Origin of the sequence: Bradyrhizobium sp. 195 (assembly GCF_023101665.1) — a bacterium.
In the GTDB taxonomy this organism is placed as follows: Bacteria; Pseudomonadota; Alphaproteobacteria; order Rhizobiales; family Xanthobacteraceae; genus Bradyrhizobium.
The window spans coordinates 5,595,085-5,610,562 of record NZ_CP082161.1; the positions used below are offsets into that span (position 1 = coordinate 5,595,085).

General features: G+C 64.8%; 19 protein-coding genes. 5 read left to right on the forward strand and 14 right to left on the reverse strand.

Annotated elements, in window-relative coordinates; all coding sequences use genetic code 11:
• Window positions 1-78: 78 nt before the first annotated feature.
• The 4 genes from IVB26_RS26195 to IVB26_RS26210 are packed head-to-tail and all read right to left on the reverse strand — an operon-like array spanning window position 79 to window position 3,639.
• The gene (locus IVB26_RS26195) at window positions 79-1,242 is read right to left on the reverse strand and encodes an ABC transporter permease (protein ID WP_247968034.1); all 1,164 of its coding nucleotides are present in this window, start codon (window positions 1,240-1,242) and stop codon (window positions 79-81) included.
• Window positions 1,239-2,171 (reverse strand): ABC transporter ATP-binding protein, encoded by a 933-nt coding sequence (locus IVB26_RS26200; RefSeq protein ID WP_247968035.1) that lies wholly within the window; start codon window positions 2,169-2,171, stop codon window positions 1,239-1,241. Before IVB26_RS26200 ends, IVB26_RS26195 begins: the two co-directional genes overlap by 4 nt.
• Window positions 2,168-2,956 (reverse strand): HlyD family secretion protein, encoded by a 789-nt coding sequence (locus IVB26_RS26205; protein WP_247968036.1) that lies wholly within the window; start codon window positions 2,954-2,956, stop codon window positions 2,168-2,170. Before IVB26_RS26205 ends, IVB26_RS26200 begins: the two co-directional genes overlap by 4 nt.
• The gene (locus IVB26_RS26210) at window positions 2,953-3,639 is read right to left on the reverse strand and encodes a TetR/AcrR family transcriptional regulator (RefSeq protein ID WP_247968037.1); all 687 of its coding nucleotides are present in this window, start codon (window positions 3,637-3,639) and stop codon (window positions 2,953-2,955) included. The genes IVB26_RS26205 and IVB26_RS26210 overlap by 4 nt, the downstream gene beginning before the upstream one ends.
• Before the next feature lie 110 nt (window positions 3,640-3,749).
• On the opposite strand from IVB26_RS26210, the gene IVB26_RS26215 reads away from it, so the two are divergent.
• From IVB26_RS26215 to IVB26_RS26225, 3 genes are read left to right on the forward strand one after another with little or no spacing between them, the layout of a single operon-like run.
• Window positions 3,750-4,085: an ArsR/SmtB family transcription factor gene (locus IVB26_RS26215; protein ID WP_247968038.1), complete on the forward strand. Its 336-nt coding sequence runs from the start codon at window positions 3,750-3,752 to the stop codon at window positions 4,083-4,085.
• Window positions 4,082-4,546 carry an SRPBCC family protein gene (locus tag IVB26_RS26220; protein ID WP_247968039.1) on the forward strand — a complete coding sequence of 155 codons (465 nt, stop codon included), beginning with the start codon at window positions 4,082-4,084 and terminating at the stop codon, window positions 4,544-4,546. Before IVB26_RS26215 ends, IVB26_RS26220 begins: the two co-directional genes overlap by 4 nt.
• 12 nt (window positions 4,547-4,558) lie before the next feature.
• Complete coding sequence (locus IVB26_RS26225; RefSeq protein ID WP_247968040.1) at window positions 4,559-4,972, forward strand: GFA family protein; 414 nt, start codon at window positions 4,559-4,561, stop codon at window positions 4,970-4,972.
• Between the two features lie 120 nt (window positions 4,973-5,092).
• Here the strand turns inward: IVB26_RS26225 and IVB26_RS26230 are convergent, their stop codons facing one another.
• The 10 genes from IVB26_RS26230 to IVB26_RS26275 form a co-directional block, all read right to left on the reverse strand.
• Window positions 5,093-5,503 carry a DUF2000 family protein gene (locus IVB26_RS26230; protein WP_247968041.1) on the reverse strand — a complete coding sequence of 137 codons (411 nt, stop codon included), beginning with the start codon at window positions 5,501-5,503 and terminating at the stop codon, window positions 5,093-5,095.
• Between the two features lie 65 nt (window positions 5,504-5,568).
• Entirely contained in the window at window positions 5,569-5,958 is a 390-nt protein-coding gene (locus IVB26_RS26235) for a DUF4189 domain-containing protein (protein WP_247968042.1), read from the reverse strand.
• 217 nt (window positions 5,959-6,175) lie between these two features.
• Complete coding sequence (locus tag IVB26_RS26240) at window positions 6,176-7,780, reverse strand: NTP transferase domain-containing protein (protein WP_247968043.1); 1,605 nt, start codon at window positions 7,778-7,780, stop codon at window positions 6,176-6,178.
• Window positions 7,777-8,478, reverse strand: coding sequence for an XdhC family protein (locus IVB26_RS26245; RefSeq protein WP_247968044.1), 702 nt, complete (start codon window positions 8,476-8,478; stop codon window positions 7,777-7,779). Before IVB26_RS26245 ends, IVB26_RS26240 begins: the two co-directional genes overlap by 4 nt.
• 2 nt (window positions 8,479-8,480) lie before the next feature.
• Window positions 8,481-8,804 (reverse strand): XdhC family protein, encoded by a 324-nt coding sequence (locus IVB26_RS26250; RefSeq protein ID WP_007602422.1) that lies wholly within the window; start codon window positions 8,802-8,804, stop codon window positions 8,481-8,483.
• A gap of 10 nt (window positions 8,805-8,814) precedes the next feature.
• On the reverse strand, window positions 8,815-10,017 hold the full coding sequence (locus IVB26_RS26255) for a vWA domain-containing protein (protein WP_247968045.1): 1,203 nt from the start codon (window positions 10,015-10,017) through the stop codon (window positions 8,815-8,817).
• 138 nt (window positions 10,018-10,155) lie between these two features.
• Entirely contained in the window at window positions 10,156-11,079 is a 924-nt protein-coding gene (locus tag IVB26_RS26260; protein WP_247968046.1) for an AAA family ATPase, read from the reverse strand.
• A 62-nt stretch (window positions 11,080-11,141) separates the two neighbouring features.
• The gene (locus IVB26_RS26265; RefSeq protein ID WP_247968047.1) at window positions 11,142-11,948 is read right to left on the reverse strand and encodes an FAD binding domain-containing protein; all 807 of its coding nucleotides are present in this window, start codon (window positions 11,946-11,948) and stop codon (window positions 11,142-11,144) included.
• Between the two features lie 27 nt (window positions 11,949-11,975).
• On the reverse strand, window positions 11,976-12,461 hold the full coding sequence (locus IVB26_RS26270; protein ID WP_212081488.1) for a (2Fe-2S)-binding protein: 486 nt from the start codon (window positions 12,459-12,461) through the stop codon (window positions 11,976-11,978).
• 135 nt (window positions 12,462-12,596) lie between these two features.
• Entirely contained in the window at window positions 12,597-13,043 is a 447-nt protein-coding gene (locus IVB26_RS26275; RefSeq protein ID WP_247968048.1) for an SRPBCC family protein, read from the reverse strand.
• Window positions 13,044-13,214: 171 nt separating this feature from the next.
• On the opposite strand from IVB26_RS26275, the gene IVB26_RS26280 reads away from it, so the two are divergent.
• Together IVB26_RS26280 and pcaD are read left to right on the forward strand one after the other, a co-directional pair.
• Window positions 13,215-14,570 (forward strand): 3-carboxy-cis,cis-muconate cycloisomerase, encoded by a 1,356-nt coding sequence (locus IVB26_RS26280; RefSeq protein WP_247968049.1) that lies wholly within the window; start codon window positions 13,215-13,217, stop codon window positions 14,568-14,570.
• Window positions 14,571-14,589: 19 nt separating this feature from the next.
• Complete coding sequence (gene pcaD / locus IVB26_RS26285) at window positions 14,590-15,372, forward strand: 3-oxoadipate enol-lactonase (protein ID WP_247968050.1); 783 nt, start codon at window positions 14,590-14,592, stop codon at window positions 15,370-15,372.
• Window positions 15,373-15,478 lie beyond the last annotated feature (106 nt).

A 15,478-nucleotide genomic window follows, 5' to 3' on the forward strand; every position in this document is an offset into this window, starting at 1 on the left:
GACAGCATCGAACCCGGAATCTCGAGATTCCGGGTTCACGCTTTGCGTGCCCCGGAATGACATCGCAGACAGTTTGCCTCAATCCAGCGTGCGGCGGAAGCGCGTCACGGCGATGGTCATGGCGAGCAGCATCAGGGCTGCCAGCGCCAGCGTGTCGAAACGAAGGTTCTGCATGGTCGCTCCCTTGAGCATGATGGCGCGGACGATGCGCAGATAGTGCGTCAGTGGCAGGGCTTCGCCAAGATATTGGGCCCAGGCCGGCATGCCCGCGAACGGGAACATGAAGCCGGACAGGAGGATGCTCGGCAGAAAGAACATCATCGACATCTGCATGGCCTGGAGCTGGTTCTGCACCACCGTCGAGATGGTGTAGCCGATCGCCAGATTGGTGGTGATGAACAGCGTCGACAGCAGCGCCAGCAGGAACAGATTGCCGAGCACGGGCACGCCGAACAGGCCGACACCGATGCCGATGATGAGGAAGGCCTGCAGGAAGCCGACCAGCACGTAAGGCACGATCTTGCCGAACATCACCTCCACCGGCTTGATCGGCATCGACAGCAGACTTTCCATGGTGCCGCGCTCGACCTCGCGCGTGACCGACAGCGCGGTGAAGATCAGCATCGTCATGGTGAGGATGGTACCGACAAGCCCCGGCACGATGTTGAGGCTGGAGGCCGCGGCCGGATTATAGCGGGCATGCGCGCGGATCTCGAACGGCATATCCGGGGGATCGCCGATGTAGAGATCGTGCTTGAGCGCGGTCTGCACGACCATGCCGAGGGAGCCGATCGCCGCGCTCGCCGCCACCGGATCGGTCGCATCGGCCGCCACCAGCAGCGCCGGCCTGTCGCCGCGCCGCACGGCGCGCTCGAAGCCGCGCGGGATCTCGACGCCGAACAGCACCTTGCCGGATTTCAGGAGATTGTCGAAATCGTCGACGTCGTGCACTTCATAGAGGAAGCGGAAATAGGCCGTATTCTCGAGAGCCTTCAGGACCGAACGGGCAAGATCAGAGTCCTCCTGGAGCAACACCGCGCTCGGCAGATGGTGCGGCGTGGTGTTGATGGCATAGCCGAACAGCATGAGCTGCATCACCGGCAGCATCACGATCATCGCGAAGGACACGCGATCTCGCTTGAGCTGGATGAACTCCTTGACCAGCATCGCATAAGAGCGCCGCAGGAAGCCGAAGCGTTCCCGGATTTCGTGGCGTGGTGCGGGATGATCCACAGCACTCATTGGAAATTGTCCTTGGAGCGACCCATCAGCTCGATGAACACGTCTTCGAGCGAGGGTTGCGACTTCTGCCAATGCAGACCGCTCTTGTCGCGCCAAGGCGCGATGCTGGCTTCGAGCGCCGTGACGTCGCGGCCGGACACGTGCAGCGAGGTGCCGAACGGCGCCACCATGTCGATCCCGGACTTGCCGGTAAGCTCGGCCGCGAGCTCGTTCAGATCCTCGCCCGTCACAGTGTAGGTCGTGAGCGCAGATTTGGCGATCACCTGCTCCACCGTGCCGTGCGTCAGCAGATGGCCGTAGGCGATGTAGGCGATCTCGTGACAGCGCTCGGCTTCGTCCATGTAATGAGTCGAGACCAGCACGGTAAGGCCCTCGGCGGCGAGCGCGTGGATCTCGTTCCAGAAGTCGCGCCGCGCCTTGGGATCGACGCCGGCGGTGGGCTCGTCGAGCAGCAGGAGTTGCGGATTGGGCAGCGTGCAGGCCCCGAGCGCCAGTCGCTGCTTCCAGCCGCCGGAGAGTTCGCCCGCAAGCTGCTCCTCGCGCCCGGAGAGCCCGAGCCGCTTGATCATGCCGCGCGCGGCACCTCGCGCATCGGCCAGGCCATAGAGCCGCGCCACGAATTCGAGGTTCTCGCGCACGGAGAGATCCTGGTACAGGCTGAAGCGCTGGGTCATATAACCGACCTGGCGCTTGATCTTTTCGGCATCGCGCCGGATGTCGTAGCCGAGGCAGGTGCCCTCGCCGCTGTCCGGCGTGAGCAGCCCGCAGAGGATGCGGATGGTCGTGGTCTTGCCCGAGCCGTTGGGCCCGAGGAAGCCGTAAATCGAACCGCGCTTCACCTGCATCGAGAGATCGTGCACGACCTCGCGGCCCCCGAACGACTTGGTCAGGCCCTTGACGTCGATCGCGATGCCGTTGCCGCCGTTCATCGCTTGTCCGCCACCGGGGTTTTGGGATTGAGATAGACGTCGATCGGCTGTCCGACCCGCAGCGCGTCGGGCCGCGATGGCCGCGCCTGGACCAAATAGACCAGCTTGTTGCGCTCATCGAGGCTGTAGATGACGGGCGGGGTGTATTCGGCCGAGGTCGCAATGAAATAGATCTTTGCGGTGAGGTCGGCCGCGCAATTGTCGCAAGAGATGCGCACCGTATCGCCGATCGCGAGCTTCGGCAGCGCGGTCTCCGGCACGAAGAAGCGCAGCTTCATGTTGCCGGGCGGCATGATCGACAGCACCGGCCGTTGCGCCGCCACCATCTCGCCCTCGCGGAAGTAGATCTGCTGGATGGTGCCGGCAACAGGTGCAAACCCCTTGCGCCGCGCCATCCGCGTCTCTGAGGTCGCCACCCGCGCCTCCGCGACGCGCAGGGATGACACCGCGGAATCGAGATTGGCTTGCGTGCCCGAGCCGGTCTTGTTCAGCGAGGCCGCCCGATCATAGGTCTGCTGTGCGTTGGCGAGCGTCGCCTTGTTCTGGTTGAGGTCTGCAAGCTGGAGATCGTCGTCGACGGAATAAAGGTGATCGCCGACCTTGACCTCGTCGCCCTCGCGGACATTGAGCTTCGTCACCCGGCCGGCTTCGTCCGGGCTGACGAAGATCATGTCGGCCTCGACCCAGCCCTGGAAGCCCGGATCGCGCTTCTCCTTGCAGCCGGCAAGCCCGGTTGCGAGCGCAACGACCAATGCCAATCTGAAAATTGCTTGCGACGACGTCATGTCGTCCTCCGTTCGCCAAAAATCAAATCGAGATGGACGCGCAGCATCTCCTGCGCGTCGAGCGGCGCATGCCGCGCAAACAGGCTCTGCCAGATCACCGCGATCATCGCGGGAGCGACCAGGATCTGCGGATAGCGCGCGAGGTCCTTTTGGCGGATCTCGCCGCGGGCGATGCCGAGTTCGATCAGCCCGCGCATGGCGGCGATACCGCGCGAGACGACCTCGCGGTAGTAGAAGTCGGCGACGGCTGGAAAGCGCGGCCCCTCCGCCACGATCAGGCGAACCAGATCGCCGCGCCTGGTGCCGATGACCTCTTTCAGGAAGTTGCTGGCAAAGGCCTCGATGAGGTCGCGCACCGAGCCCGTCGGCGGCGGCAGCGCGGTCAGCCGCGCCACAACCGGCACGATCACGATGCGCACCAGCTCCTCGAACATCGATTCCTTGTCCTTGAAGTGCAGGTAAATCGTGCCCTTGGCGACACCGGCACGTTTGGCGATGTCGTCGAGGCGCGTTGCGGCAAAACCGCGGGCGATGAACTCCTCCATCGCCGCCTCCACGATCGCCGCCCGCCGCTCCTGTGCGCGGGTAGCGCGGTTCGACACAGGCACCTCTCTGGGGGCTGCGGAGGCGTGGCTCCCGCCTTCTGCAGGCGGCTTGGCTAGTTTGGTCGATTTCCTTACCATCTCGATACTATGACTGACCAGTCAGTCATCGTCAAGCCAACCACACTGACGTAGACGGCCATCAAATAATTAGTGTTGACTAATGTATTAGTACTTGCTAATCAAATAACATGATCGACGCCGCCCCAAATCTCATCACCGCCGTAATGCGCGCCCTCGCCGACCCGACCCGGCGCGCCGTGTTCGAGCGCGTCTTCGAGAGCAAGGAGATCAGCGTCGCCGAGCTTACCCGCGGTAGCGGCGTGACTCAGGGCGCGATCTCGCAGCACCTGAAATCCCTGAAGCAGGCGGGCCTCGTCGCCGAGCGTGCCGAGGGCCGCAACGTCTATTACCGCGCCGCGCCGAAAGGGCTCGAGCCCCTGGTCACCTGGATGGACCATTACGGCGTGTTCTGGCGCGAGCGTTTCCAGAACCTGCGTGACCTCTTGAAGGAGATCGATCCGTGAGTGCAGTTGCTTCCAAAGTCCAAACTCAAGACATCGTCCTCGACGATGTCTTCCCTCACGCCGTCGCGACGATCTGGAAGGCGCTGACCAACGCCCAACTCATTGCGCGCTGGCTGATGCCGCCGACCGGCTTCGAAGCGGTCGAAGGCAACACCTTTATGTTCAAGACCAATCCCGCCGGCGCGTGGGACGGCACGATCCATTGCCGCGTTCTGGAGGTCGTTCCGAACCAGCGCTTCGCCTACGCCTGGAAGGGGGGCGACGAGAGCAATACCGGTTACGGTTCAGCGCTCGACACCGTCGTCACCTGGTCGCTCACGCCGGTCGAAGCAGGAACACGCGTACGCGTGGTGCATTCGGGCTTCGTGACGCCGAAGAACGACACCGCTTATCGCAACATGAGCGACGGTTGGGTCAAGGTGCTGCAGCGGCTCGATACCATCTCCGGCGAAGACAAATAAGGAAGCATTGTGATGGACAAGCCCTATACCGGCGGCTGTGCCTGCGGCGCGATCCGCTATTCGATTGTCGGCGAGCCCCTGTTCAGCAATCACTGCCAGTGCCGGGACTGCCAACGCGAAAGCGGCAGCGCGCATGGTTCGTACGCGACGTTCGCGCGGGCCGGCGTCAGGCTAACCGGCGAGGCGAAGCATTGGGACATGGTCGCCGACAGCGGCAACGTGAAGACGCGCGGCTTCTGCACGCAGTGCGGCGTGCCTGTGTACCTGACCTTCGCAGCGCAGCCCGACGTCTTCACCATCCGCGCGGCCAGCCTCGACCAGCCCGCCCGCTACAAGCCGCAGGCCGTCACCTTCGCAGCGCGCGGTCATGACTGGGATCAGATCGACCCCAGCCTGACGAAGTTCGAAGGCATGCCGGCGGGATAGCCACGCACTCCGTCTGCGAGGAGCACTTGCGACGAAGCAATCCAGAAACCCTCCACGGAAAGATTCTGGATTGCTTCGCTGCGCTCGCAATGACGACGTGGAAGCTGTCGAGCATCCTCACTAGCTGTAGAATTTGAGGCCGTCGATAACCTTGTCGATCACCTTGCGCTCGGCGCGCATGGCGATGCCGACGAGATTGAAGTCCGTGCGCGTTACTGCCCTCACCGCCTCGCGATTGGCGGCGTCGTGCGTGGTGCTGAACATGTCCTCGGTATAGACCGCCGGCTTGACGTTGCGCGCGAGCGCACGGTCCAGCGCGCGCGACAACGCCGGACCGTCGGCGCCATAGATCAGGATCGGCTGGCCGATCAGCGCATGATATTTCGTGCCCGAGGCGTCTTCATAGGCTTCGCCGATGCATTCGGGAAAAGCCGCGGCGATGCCGCTGGTGAGAAAGGACGCGACGTTGAGCTTCTGCCAGGCCTGAAGATCGGTGCGGATCACGACTGCGATCTTGGTGTCGAACTGCATGCAATTCCTCGACTGTCATTCCTGACGAGATGCTACGCATCGGTGCGGACTGACAGCAAGAGGAATTAGCCTTTCGCGTCGCAGGCCCAGGCGCGGATCACGCATTCCTTGCCGCCGTATTTGTAGCACTCGCGCGTGGCGGCATTGAGGGAAGCCGAGATCTTCGGCTTGACGGCGTAGCCATAGGCGCCGCAAGGATTGGCGAGATCGACCGACATCGCAGCGCAGGCGCGCTTCATCGTCACCGTGGTGCAATCGCCCTTGCATTGCTTCTGCGCAGCGGCACGCGCCTCGTGCTCGCCGCCGTAATCAAAAGCCTGGCCATAGGCGCCGCACTTGCCGACCGCGATGGCGCCAGCGGCGTGGGCGTCGGTGATGTAGCGGGCGCCGGAAACACAAACCGACAACGCAAAGAAAAACATCGCGCAACGGCGCGCGACGACGTTCGAAGCCATGGAAAATCCCCTCCCCCCAAGGCAGGTGGAGGCGACTGTAAGCGCCGGTCGTTTCCAGATGGTGAACGGGTGGTTGAAATCGGAAGCCAGGAGCGACCATAGGCGCCGTAGGGTGGGCAAAGCGAAGCGTGCCCACGAATTGTAGATTGCAACGGAGAGATGGTGGGCACGGCTATGCGCCTTTGCCCACCCTACGGCACCGTCATTTGCGGCGCCTTCATCCCCGTCTTGCCGCTTCCAGCGCCTGCGGCGTGTCGATGTCGAGGAAGGCGCTCTCGCCGTCGACCGGCACTTCGGCGACCGCCTCGGTGTGCTTGGCGATCAAATGGCGCGCGCCGATATCACCGTCGAGCGTCATCAATTCCCTGAAGAAGCGGCGCGACCACAGCACGGGATTGCCGCGGCGGCCTTCGCTGACGGGCACGACGATGAGGTTGCCGCGATCCGGCGCAAAGCCGTCGATGAGGCGGTCGATCAGGCCGGCATCGATCAGCGGCATGTCGCCAAGGCACACTACGGCGCCGTCGCAAGCCTCTGGCACGGCGGCGATGCCGGCCTTGACCGAGCTTGCGATGCCGCCGGCAAAATCGGGATTGCGGACGAACTTCACCTTCAGGCCTTGCAGGGCCTGCTCGACCAACTCGGCCTGATGGCCGGTGACGACGATCACCTCGGACGCCCTCGAAGCCAGCGCCTGCTCGGCGGCGAGGCGCACCAGCTTCTTGCCATCGAGTTCTGCGAGCAGCTTGTTCGGCCCATTCATCCGGGTCGAGCGTCCCGCCGCCAGCACGATGGCGGCGACTTGGCTGTTACCCTCGGTCTCGGGCTTGGCGCGCGGCTGCGGCCGCGTGACGATCTCCATCAGGAGGCCGCCGACGCCCATGCCCATCAGTTCGGAACGCGTCACCTTGATGCCGGCAAGCAGCCGCATCAAGACCCAGTCAAAGCCGTTCTCGACCGGCGAGCGCGCACAGCCCGGCGCGCCCAGCAGCGGCACATTGCCGGCGCGGGCAATCAGCAGCAGATTGCCGGGATCAACCGGCATCCCGAAATGCTCGATCTCGCCGCCGATGCCGGTGACGGCTGCCGGGATGACGTCGCGGCGATCGGCAATCGCAGACGCTCCGAACACGATGACAAGCTCGGCGCCGAGCGCGAGCAATTCCTTGATCGCCGCCGACAGCGCCTGTTCGTCGTGCTGGGCCCGACGTTCGGCAATGATGCTGGCGCCGGCCGGCGCGAGTCGCTCGGCCGTGACCCGCAGCGTCTTGTCGATCACCTTGGAGGACAGGCCCGGCAACAGGGTTGAGACCACGCCGACGCGCTGGATAACGTAAGGCGCGATCTTCAGCACGTCTCTGCCGGCGGCTTTCACCGCGGCATCGCGTAAATTGCCTTCGACCCCAAACGGGATGATCTTGACGGTGCCGACCATCTCGCCCTCGACCACCGGCTTGTAGGCCGAGAGCGTCGCAAAGGTGATGGCCTCATCGATATTGTTGATGCGGTCGACCGCGGCGCGGTCGATCACCAGCACGCCCGGGCGCGCGGCGAACAGATTGGCGCGGCCGGTGAAGGCGCGCTCGACATGGATGCCCTCGCCGCCGACGGCAAGCGCGATGCCGGCGGCCGCAACGTCCTCGGAGACGTCGCCCGCCTCCATACGCACCACGACGACGTCCTTGATGCCGGCACGCTCAAGAGCCTCGACCTCGGCGGGGCCGATCGTCGTGCCCTTCTTCAGCACCAGCGGTCCCTGGCGCAGGGTGTGGACGGTCACCCCACCGATCGCATCCCTGGGACTCGCCGGGCCAAATTTCATGCCGCTTCTTCTTTTTCTTTGGGAGGCAGGCGGAGCACCGCGGTGATCTCGGCCATGATCGCCACCGCGATCTCGGACGGAGAGACCGCGCCGATCGCAAGCCCGATGGGCGCGTGAATGCGCGCGATGTCGCTCTCCTTCGCGCCCTGCGCCCGCAGCCGGTCGCCGCGCTTGGCGTGCGTTTTCCGGGACCCGAGCGCGCCGATATAGAAGCAATTGCGCTCGAAGGCGTGCAGCAGCGCGGGGTCGTCGATCTTCGGATCGTGCGTCACCGCGACGAAAGCCGTGTAGGCATCGACATTGAGCGGCGGCAGCGCGGTATCCGGCCATTCGGCGACCAGCGGAACGTCGGGAAAGCGCTCGGGGCTGGCGAACGCCGTGCGCGGATCAACCACGGTGACGTCGTAGCCAAGCGAGCGCGCCAGCGGCGCCAAGGCCTGGCTGATATGGACCGCGCCGACGATGACGAGCTTTGCGGTCGGGGCATAGACGTTGAGGAACAGCTTCTTGCCGCCAACTTCGACACTGGCGCTCTTGCCCATGCGAAGCTGCTTCTCAAGCTCGGCACGCAACGGGTCCTTGGAAAAAGCCGCAGCCTTCACGAGGCGCTGCTCGCCGCTCTCGGTGTCCGTCACCAGGATCGCCGGCCGGCGCGCGGCCCGCTCGGCATTGAGTTCGTGCAGGATCTCGAGCTTCACGGCTAGCCGACTTTCTCGACGAAGACGCGGATGGTGCCGCCGCAGGACAGCCCGACATTCCAGGCGGTCTCATCCGCCACGCCGAACTCAAGCATGCGCGGCTTGCCGCTCTGGATCACATCCATGGCCTCGGTGACCACGGCACCCTCGACGCAGCCGCCGGAGACCGAGCCCAGGAACGTGCCCTCGTCGTTGATGACGAGGCTCGAGCCCGCCGGGCGCGGCGCCGAGCCCCAGGTCTCCACCACCGTCGCCAGCGCGACGCCACGGCCGGCCTTCTGCCAGTCCTCCGCCGCCTTCAGGATATCCTCGTCGCGATCGAGCATGGGGTGCCTCTCAAGCTGCAGAGCGGATCAGGCTGCGGTGATGCGGCGGCAGCGGCCGGGAGAGCGTCGTGATCAGCTCCTGGATCGAACTCAAATTATGTACCGGGCGGAATTCGTCAACGTGCGGGAGCATCATTTTGATGCCCTGCGCCTTGGCCTCGAAGCCGCCGAACCGCAATAGCGGGTTGAGCCAGATCAGCCGCCGGCAGGAGCGGTGCAGCCGGTCCATCTCGAAGGCAAGCCTGCAATCGGCCTCACGTTCCAGCCCGTCCGAGATCAGCAGCACGATGGCGCCCTGGCTCAGCACGCGCCGCGCCCACAATTTGTTGAAGTTGTGCAGCGAGGCGGAGATCCTTGTGCCGCCGGCCCAGTCCTCGACCGAGGCCGAGCAGCTCGCCAGCGCCTCGTCCGGGTCGCGCTGGCGCAGCGCGCGGGTGACGTTGGTGAGACGGGTGCCGAACAGGAACACCGAGACACGCTTGCGCGCATCGCCGATGGCATGGAGGAAATGCAGGAAGAGCCGGGTGTACTCGCTCATCGAGCCCGAGATGTCGAGCAGCGCCACGATCGGCGCCGGCTTCTCGATCCGCCCGAGCCGATGGATGTCGATGATGTCGCCGCCGGTGCGCAAGGATGCACGCAGCGTGCGGCGCAGGTCGAGGCGAACCCCGCGCGGATCGGGTCGGTGCCGGCGCGTCAGGAGCTCGGCCTGCGGCAACCGCATCCGCTCGACGGCACGTAGCGCCTCGGTGATCTCGGCGGCGCTCATCTGCGCGAAATCCTTCTTCTGGAGGATTTCCTTGTCGGAGACCGACAGCCGCAGATCCTGCTCCTGATGCTGCGGCGTCTCGGTCATGCGCGGCCGCGACATCGCCTCCTGGACACGGCGCGAGCCGGCCTGCGGCTTCTTCTTGGCCTCGTCCGGTAGCGGCACCGAATCGAGCATGTGCTTCCATTCCTCGGAGGCACGGAAGAATAGGTTGAAGGCTTGCTTGAAGATCAGCGCGTGCTCGTGGCGCTTGACGAAGATCGCCTCCAGCGTGGTGAAGACGTCGGCGCGGTTGCCGATGTCGATCGCCTGCAGCGCGCTCATGGCGTCGATGACGGCGCCTGGGCCCACCGGCATGCCCGCCAAACGCAGCGCGCGGGCGAAGCCGACGATGTTGTCGGCGAACTGCTCGGTCTGCTCGGGGGCAAGGTGGTTGATGGCCATGGTTCAACACTCTCAGCCGTCATTCCGGGGCGCCGCGTCAGCGGCGAGCCCGGAATCCATAACCACGATCGGGAGTATGGATTCCGGGCTCGCGCTACGCGCGCCCCGGAATGACGAGTTCATTATGACGCACGCGCATCAATTCTCGCTCGTCACTTCCTTCAGCACCTTCTGCAGGGTGTCGCCCTGCATCCGGGTGATGTCGTCCTGGTACTTGAGCAGCGCGCCCAGCGTGTCGCCGACCACTTGCGGGGTCAGCGAGCGGGCGTCGAGCTCGGACAGCGCGGTGGCCCAATCGATGGTCTCGGCGACGCCCGGCGACTTGTAGAAATCCTGGTTGCGCAGCGCCTGGACGAAGCGCACGACCTGCTGCGACAGCTTCGCGGAGATGCCGGGCACGCGCGATTTCACGATGGCGAGCTCGCGCTCGGCGGCGGGATAATCCACCCAGTGATAGAGACAGCGCCGCTTCAGCGCGTCGTGAATCTCTCGGGTGCGGTTGGAGGTGATGATGACGATCGGCGGGCTCGGCGCCTTCACCGTGCCGAACTCCGGAATCGTCACCTGGAAGTCGCTGAGGATTTCAAGCAAATACGCCTCGAACGCCTCGTCGGCGCGGTCGAGCTCGTCGATCAGCAGCACCGGTGGGCCCGCAACGTCGGGCTCCAGCGCCTGCAGCAGCGGCCGCTTGATCATGTAGCGGTCGGCAAAGATGTCGCTCGAGAGCTGGTCGCGATCGGTGTCGCCGGCCGCTTCCGCCATCCGGATCGCGATCATCTGCGCGGCGCTATTCCACTCGTAGACTGCGGAGGAGACGTCGAGGCCTTCGTAGCACTGCAGGCGGATCAGCTTCCGCCCCAGCGCGGCCGACAAGACCTTTGCAATCTCGGTCTTGCCGACGCCGGCCTCGCCTTCCAGGAACAGCGGCCGACCCATGCGCAGCGACAGATACGTCACCGTCGCCAGTGACCGCTCCGCGAGGTAGCCGCGCGATGTCAGGAGTTCGAGCATCGCATCGACCGATGCCGGCAAAGCACCGGAAGAATTGGCCGCTGAAGTCATGAAAAAGCCAGTCTCGCTACGCCCTCACCGGGGACAAGTTTGGGCCGAGGCGTGAGATCACCTCACTCCTTGGCGTTGGCAGCATCGACGGCGCGGCGCGTCAGCACGCCGATGAGATGCGCGCGGTACTCGGCGCTGCCGTGGATGTCGCTGTTGAGGCCTTCGGCCGGCACCTCGATGCCGTCAAGTGCCTTGGCGGCGAAGCGCTTCTTGAGCGCCTCCTCGAACGCGCTGACACGGAATACGCCTTCGGAGCCGGCGCCGGTCACGGCAACCCGCACATCGGAGGGACGCCGTGCCACGAACACGCCGACCAGCGCATAGCGCGAGGCCTGGTTGCGGAATTTGACGTAGGCCGCCTTCTTAGGCAGCGGGAACATCACCTTGGTGATGATCTCGTCGGCTTCCAGCGCGGTCGTGAACAGGCCCTGGAAATACTCCTCGGCCTTGAGACGGCGCTTGTTGGTGACGATGGTCGCCCCCAGCGCGAACACCGCGGCCGGATAGTCCGCGGTCGGATCGTTGTTGGCGAGCGAGCCGCCGATCGTGCCCTTGTGGCGCACGGCGGGATCGCCAATTCCGCCGGCAAGGTTCGCCAGCGCCGGAATGGCTTCACCGACGATCGGCGAGCTTGCGACCTCGGCGTGCTTGGCGGTGGCGCCGATCACGAGCGCGCGGCCCTTCATCTCGATCGTGTTGAGCCCCTCGATATGGGAGAGGTCGACCAGGTGTGGGGGGCTGGCGAGGCGCTGCTTCATGACGGGAATCAGCGTGTGGCCGCCGGCGATCACCTTGGCGTCTTCGTTCTTCACCAGAAGGTTGGCGGCCTGCCGAACGGTCCCGGGGCGATGATATTTGAATTCGTACATCTGAGTGTCCTGATCGCGGGATGCGCGTTACGCGAGATCGGATTTCGCCATCGCCTTGGCGCCGGCGGAGATCGAGGCGACGATGTTCTGGTAGCCGGTGCAGCGGCAGAGATTGCCTTCTAGTTCTTCCCGGATCGTATGGTCGTCGAGCTCGTTGCCTTTGCGGTGCACGATGTCGATCGCGGTCATGATCATGCCCGGCGTGCAGAAGCCGCATTGCAGGCCATGGTGCTCGCGGAAGGCCTCCTGCATCGGATGCAGCGGCGCGCCGTCTGCGGCCAGCCCCTCGATCGTCTTGACCTCGTGGCCGTCAGCCATCACCGCCAGCGTGGTGCAGGACTTCACGGCCTTGCCGTCGAGATGCACGACACAGGCGCCGCACTGCGAGGTGTCGCAGCCGACATGGGTGCCGGTCAGGTGCAGATTCTCGCGCAGGAACTGCACCAGCAGGGTGCGGGGATCGACGTTGGCCGTGACAGGATTGCCGTTCACGATGAGGGAGATTTTTGCCATAAGCACTCTCTATCAGCGCCCCGACGGGTCCCATCGAAGCGGTTCTTATAATTATTCCAACCCATCATATGGGCCATTATGCCCCGGGGCAACATCGCCCGGGATGCAAGGCGCCATGCCGAAAGGCGATAGCCTTCAGCCCTGTACCGCCTTGGCGAAGTTCGCGAAAAACTCGTCGGCAAGTTTCTTGGCGGCGCCGTTGATCAGGCGCTGGCCGAGCTGCGCCAACTTGCCGCCGATCTGCGCCTCGACCTCGTAGGAGAGCAGCGTGCCGCCGTCCTTCTCCGCCAGCTTGACCACCGCGCCACCCTTGGCGAAGCCGGCGACCCCGCCCTCGCCCTCACCCGAGATCCTATAGCCGTTCGGCGGATCGAGATCGGAGAGCGTGACCTTGCCCTTGAAGCGTGCCGACACCGGGCCGACCTTCATTTTCGCCGTTGCGCGAAAACCGCCGTCGTCGGTCCTCTCAAGCTCCTCGCAACCGGGGATGCAGGCCTTCAGCACCTCGGGATCGTTGAGCTTCTCCCACACGGCCTCGCGCGGCGCCGCAAGCTGGACTTCGCCGTTCATCGTCATGGCCATGGGGTGCCTCCCGGGATCGCGCAACTATAATGCTGATCAAGTAACGCACGGGAGCCGCAAAGGAAAGGGTGGCACCCGGTCACGTGCAATGCATATTCGCAACTGCAAAAAGCTTGCGCTGATGGTTGGGGATTGGCACAGGCGGGCCATGGTGGTTAGGTCCCGCACAATATGAGCACATCCCTCTCCCCCCTGCTCGCGCCAATGCTGTCGAGCCCAGCCATGCGCGCGGTCTGCGACGACCGGTCGACCCTCCAGAACATGCTCGATTTCGAGGCAGCCCTGGCCCGGGCCGAAGCGGCCGCGGGTGTGATTCCCGCATCCGCGGTGAGCCCGATCGAGGCCGCGTGCAAGGCCGATTCCTTCGACATGGCTGCACTGGCAGAGGCCGCGACGCGATCGGGCAATCTCGCGATTCCCCTGGTCAAGGTGCTCACCGCCAATGTCGGCAAGGCCGACACGGAGGCCGCGCGCTACGTGCATTGGGGCGCAACCAGCCAGGACGTCATCGACACTGCGACCATGCTCACGCTTCGCGCCGGCATCGATACGCTGGACGCCGACCTCAGCCGCGCCATCAAGGGCTTTGCCGCGCTGGCGCGCAACCATCGCAACACCGCGATGGTGGCACGGACCTGGCTCCAGCACGCGCTGCCGATGCCGTTCGGCCTGAAAGCCGCCGAATATGCGTCGAGCCTCGCCCGCGCCCGCTGCCGCCTGCGGCGGCTCTCCCGCGAGGGGCTCGCGCTGCAATTCGGCGGCGCCGCCGGCACGCTCGCCGCGCTCGGAAACAAGGGGCTTGCCGTGGCGGAACGTCTCGCACGCGAGCTCGAGCTGCCGCTGCCGGAGGCGCCCTGGCACACCCATCGCGACCGCATCGCAGAGGCCGCTTCCTGCTTCGCTATTCTGGCCGGAAGCTGCGGCAAGATCGCGCGCGACGTCTCACTGATGATGCAGACCGACGTCGCCGAAGCGTTCGAGCCGGCCGGCGAAGGCCGCGGCGGCTCCTCGACCATGCCGCACAAGCGCAACCCGGTCGCCGCTGCCAGTGCGCTGGGCGCCGCTACAATGGCTCCGCAGCTCGCCGCGACAATTTTTGCTGCTCAAGTGCAGGACAACGAGCGCAGCGCCGGCCCCTGGCACGCAGAATGGCCGACGCTGCCGCAATTGATGCTGGTCACCTCGGGGGCGCTTGCCGCCGTCGTCGACATCGCCGAAGGACTTGACGTCGATGCCGCGCGCATGCGCAGCAATCTCGACGCGACGCAGGGGCTGATCATGGCGGAAGCGGTCACCTTTGCGCTGGCCGAAAAGATCGGCAAGAGCGATGCGCATCATCTGATCGAGGGCGCCAGCAAGCGTGCAGTCGCCGAGAAGAAACATCTGCGCGAGGTGCTGTCGGCCGATTCGCAGGTCACTGCGCACCTTTCTCCGGAAAAAATTGCGGCATTGTTCGAGCCGATGGCCTATCAAGGGGCCTCCCAAGCCCTGATCGACCGGCTGCTCGACAGCCTCGACCCCGAATAAATACGACGGAGACGCCTTCATGCCCATGATCGATGCCGACGGTTGCCTGATCAACGTCTCCGTCGAGGGCCGCGACGGCGGGCCGACCCTGATGCTGTCCAATTCGCTCGGCTGCACGCTGCAGATGTGGGAGCCGCAGATGAAGGCGCTGACGCAGGTGTTCCGCGTCATCCGCTACGACCGCCGCGGCCACGGCAAGTCCAACGTTCCGCCTGGTCCCTACACGATGGAGCGCTTCGGCCGCGACGTGCTCGCGATCCTCGACGACCTCAACATCGAGAAGGTGCATTGGTGCGGCCTGTCGATGGGCGGTATGGTCGGGCAATGGCTGGGCGCCAACGCACCGGAACGCTTCGGCAAGCTCATTCTCGCCAACACCTCCTGCTACTATGCCGAGCCGACCAAATGGCTGGAGCGCATCGACGCGGTGAAGAAAGGCGGCATCGCCGCGGTTGCCGATGCCGTGATCGCAGGCTGGCTGACACAAGATTTTCGCGAGCGCGAGCCTGACATCACCGCCAGGATGAAATCGATGCTGCTCGCCTCCCCGGTCGAAGGTTATCTCGCCTGCTGCGAGGCGCTGTCGACGCTCGACCAGCGCGAACTGCTTCCCAAGATCAAGAGCCCGACACTGGTGATCGCCGGCCGCCACGACATGGCGACGCCGATCTCGGCGGGAGAGTTGATCCGCTCGAACATTCCCGGCGCCAGCATGACCATCATCGACGCCGCGCACATTTCCAACGTCGAGCAGCCGCATGCGTTTACGGATGCGGTGGTGGGATTCTTGACGCAGCGCTAACCGCAGCCGTCATTGCGAGGAGCGAAGCGACGAAACAATCCAGACCGTCTCGGCGGAAAGTTTCTGGATTGCTTCGCTCGCTCGCAATGACTGAGAGGAGGATAGA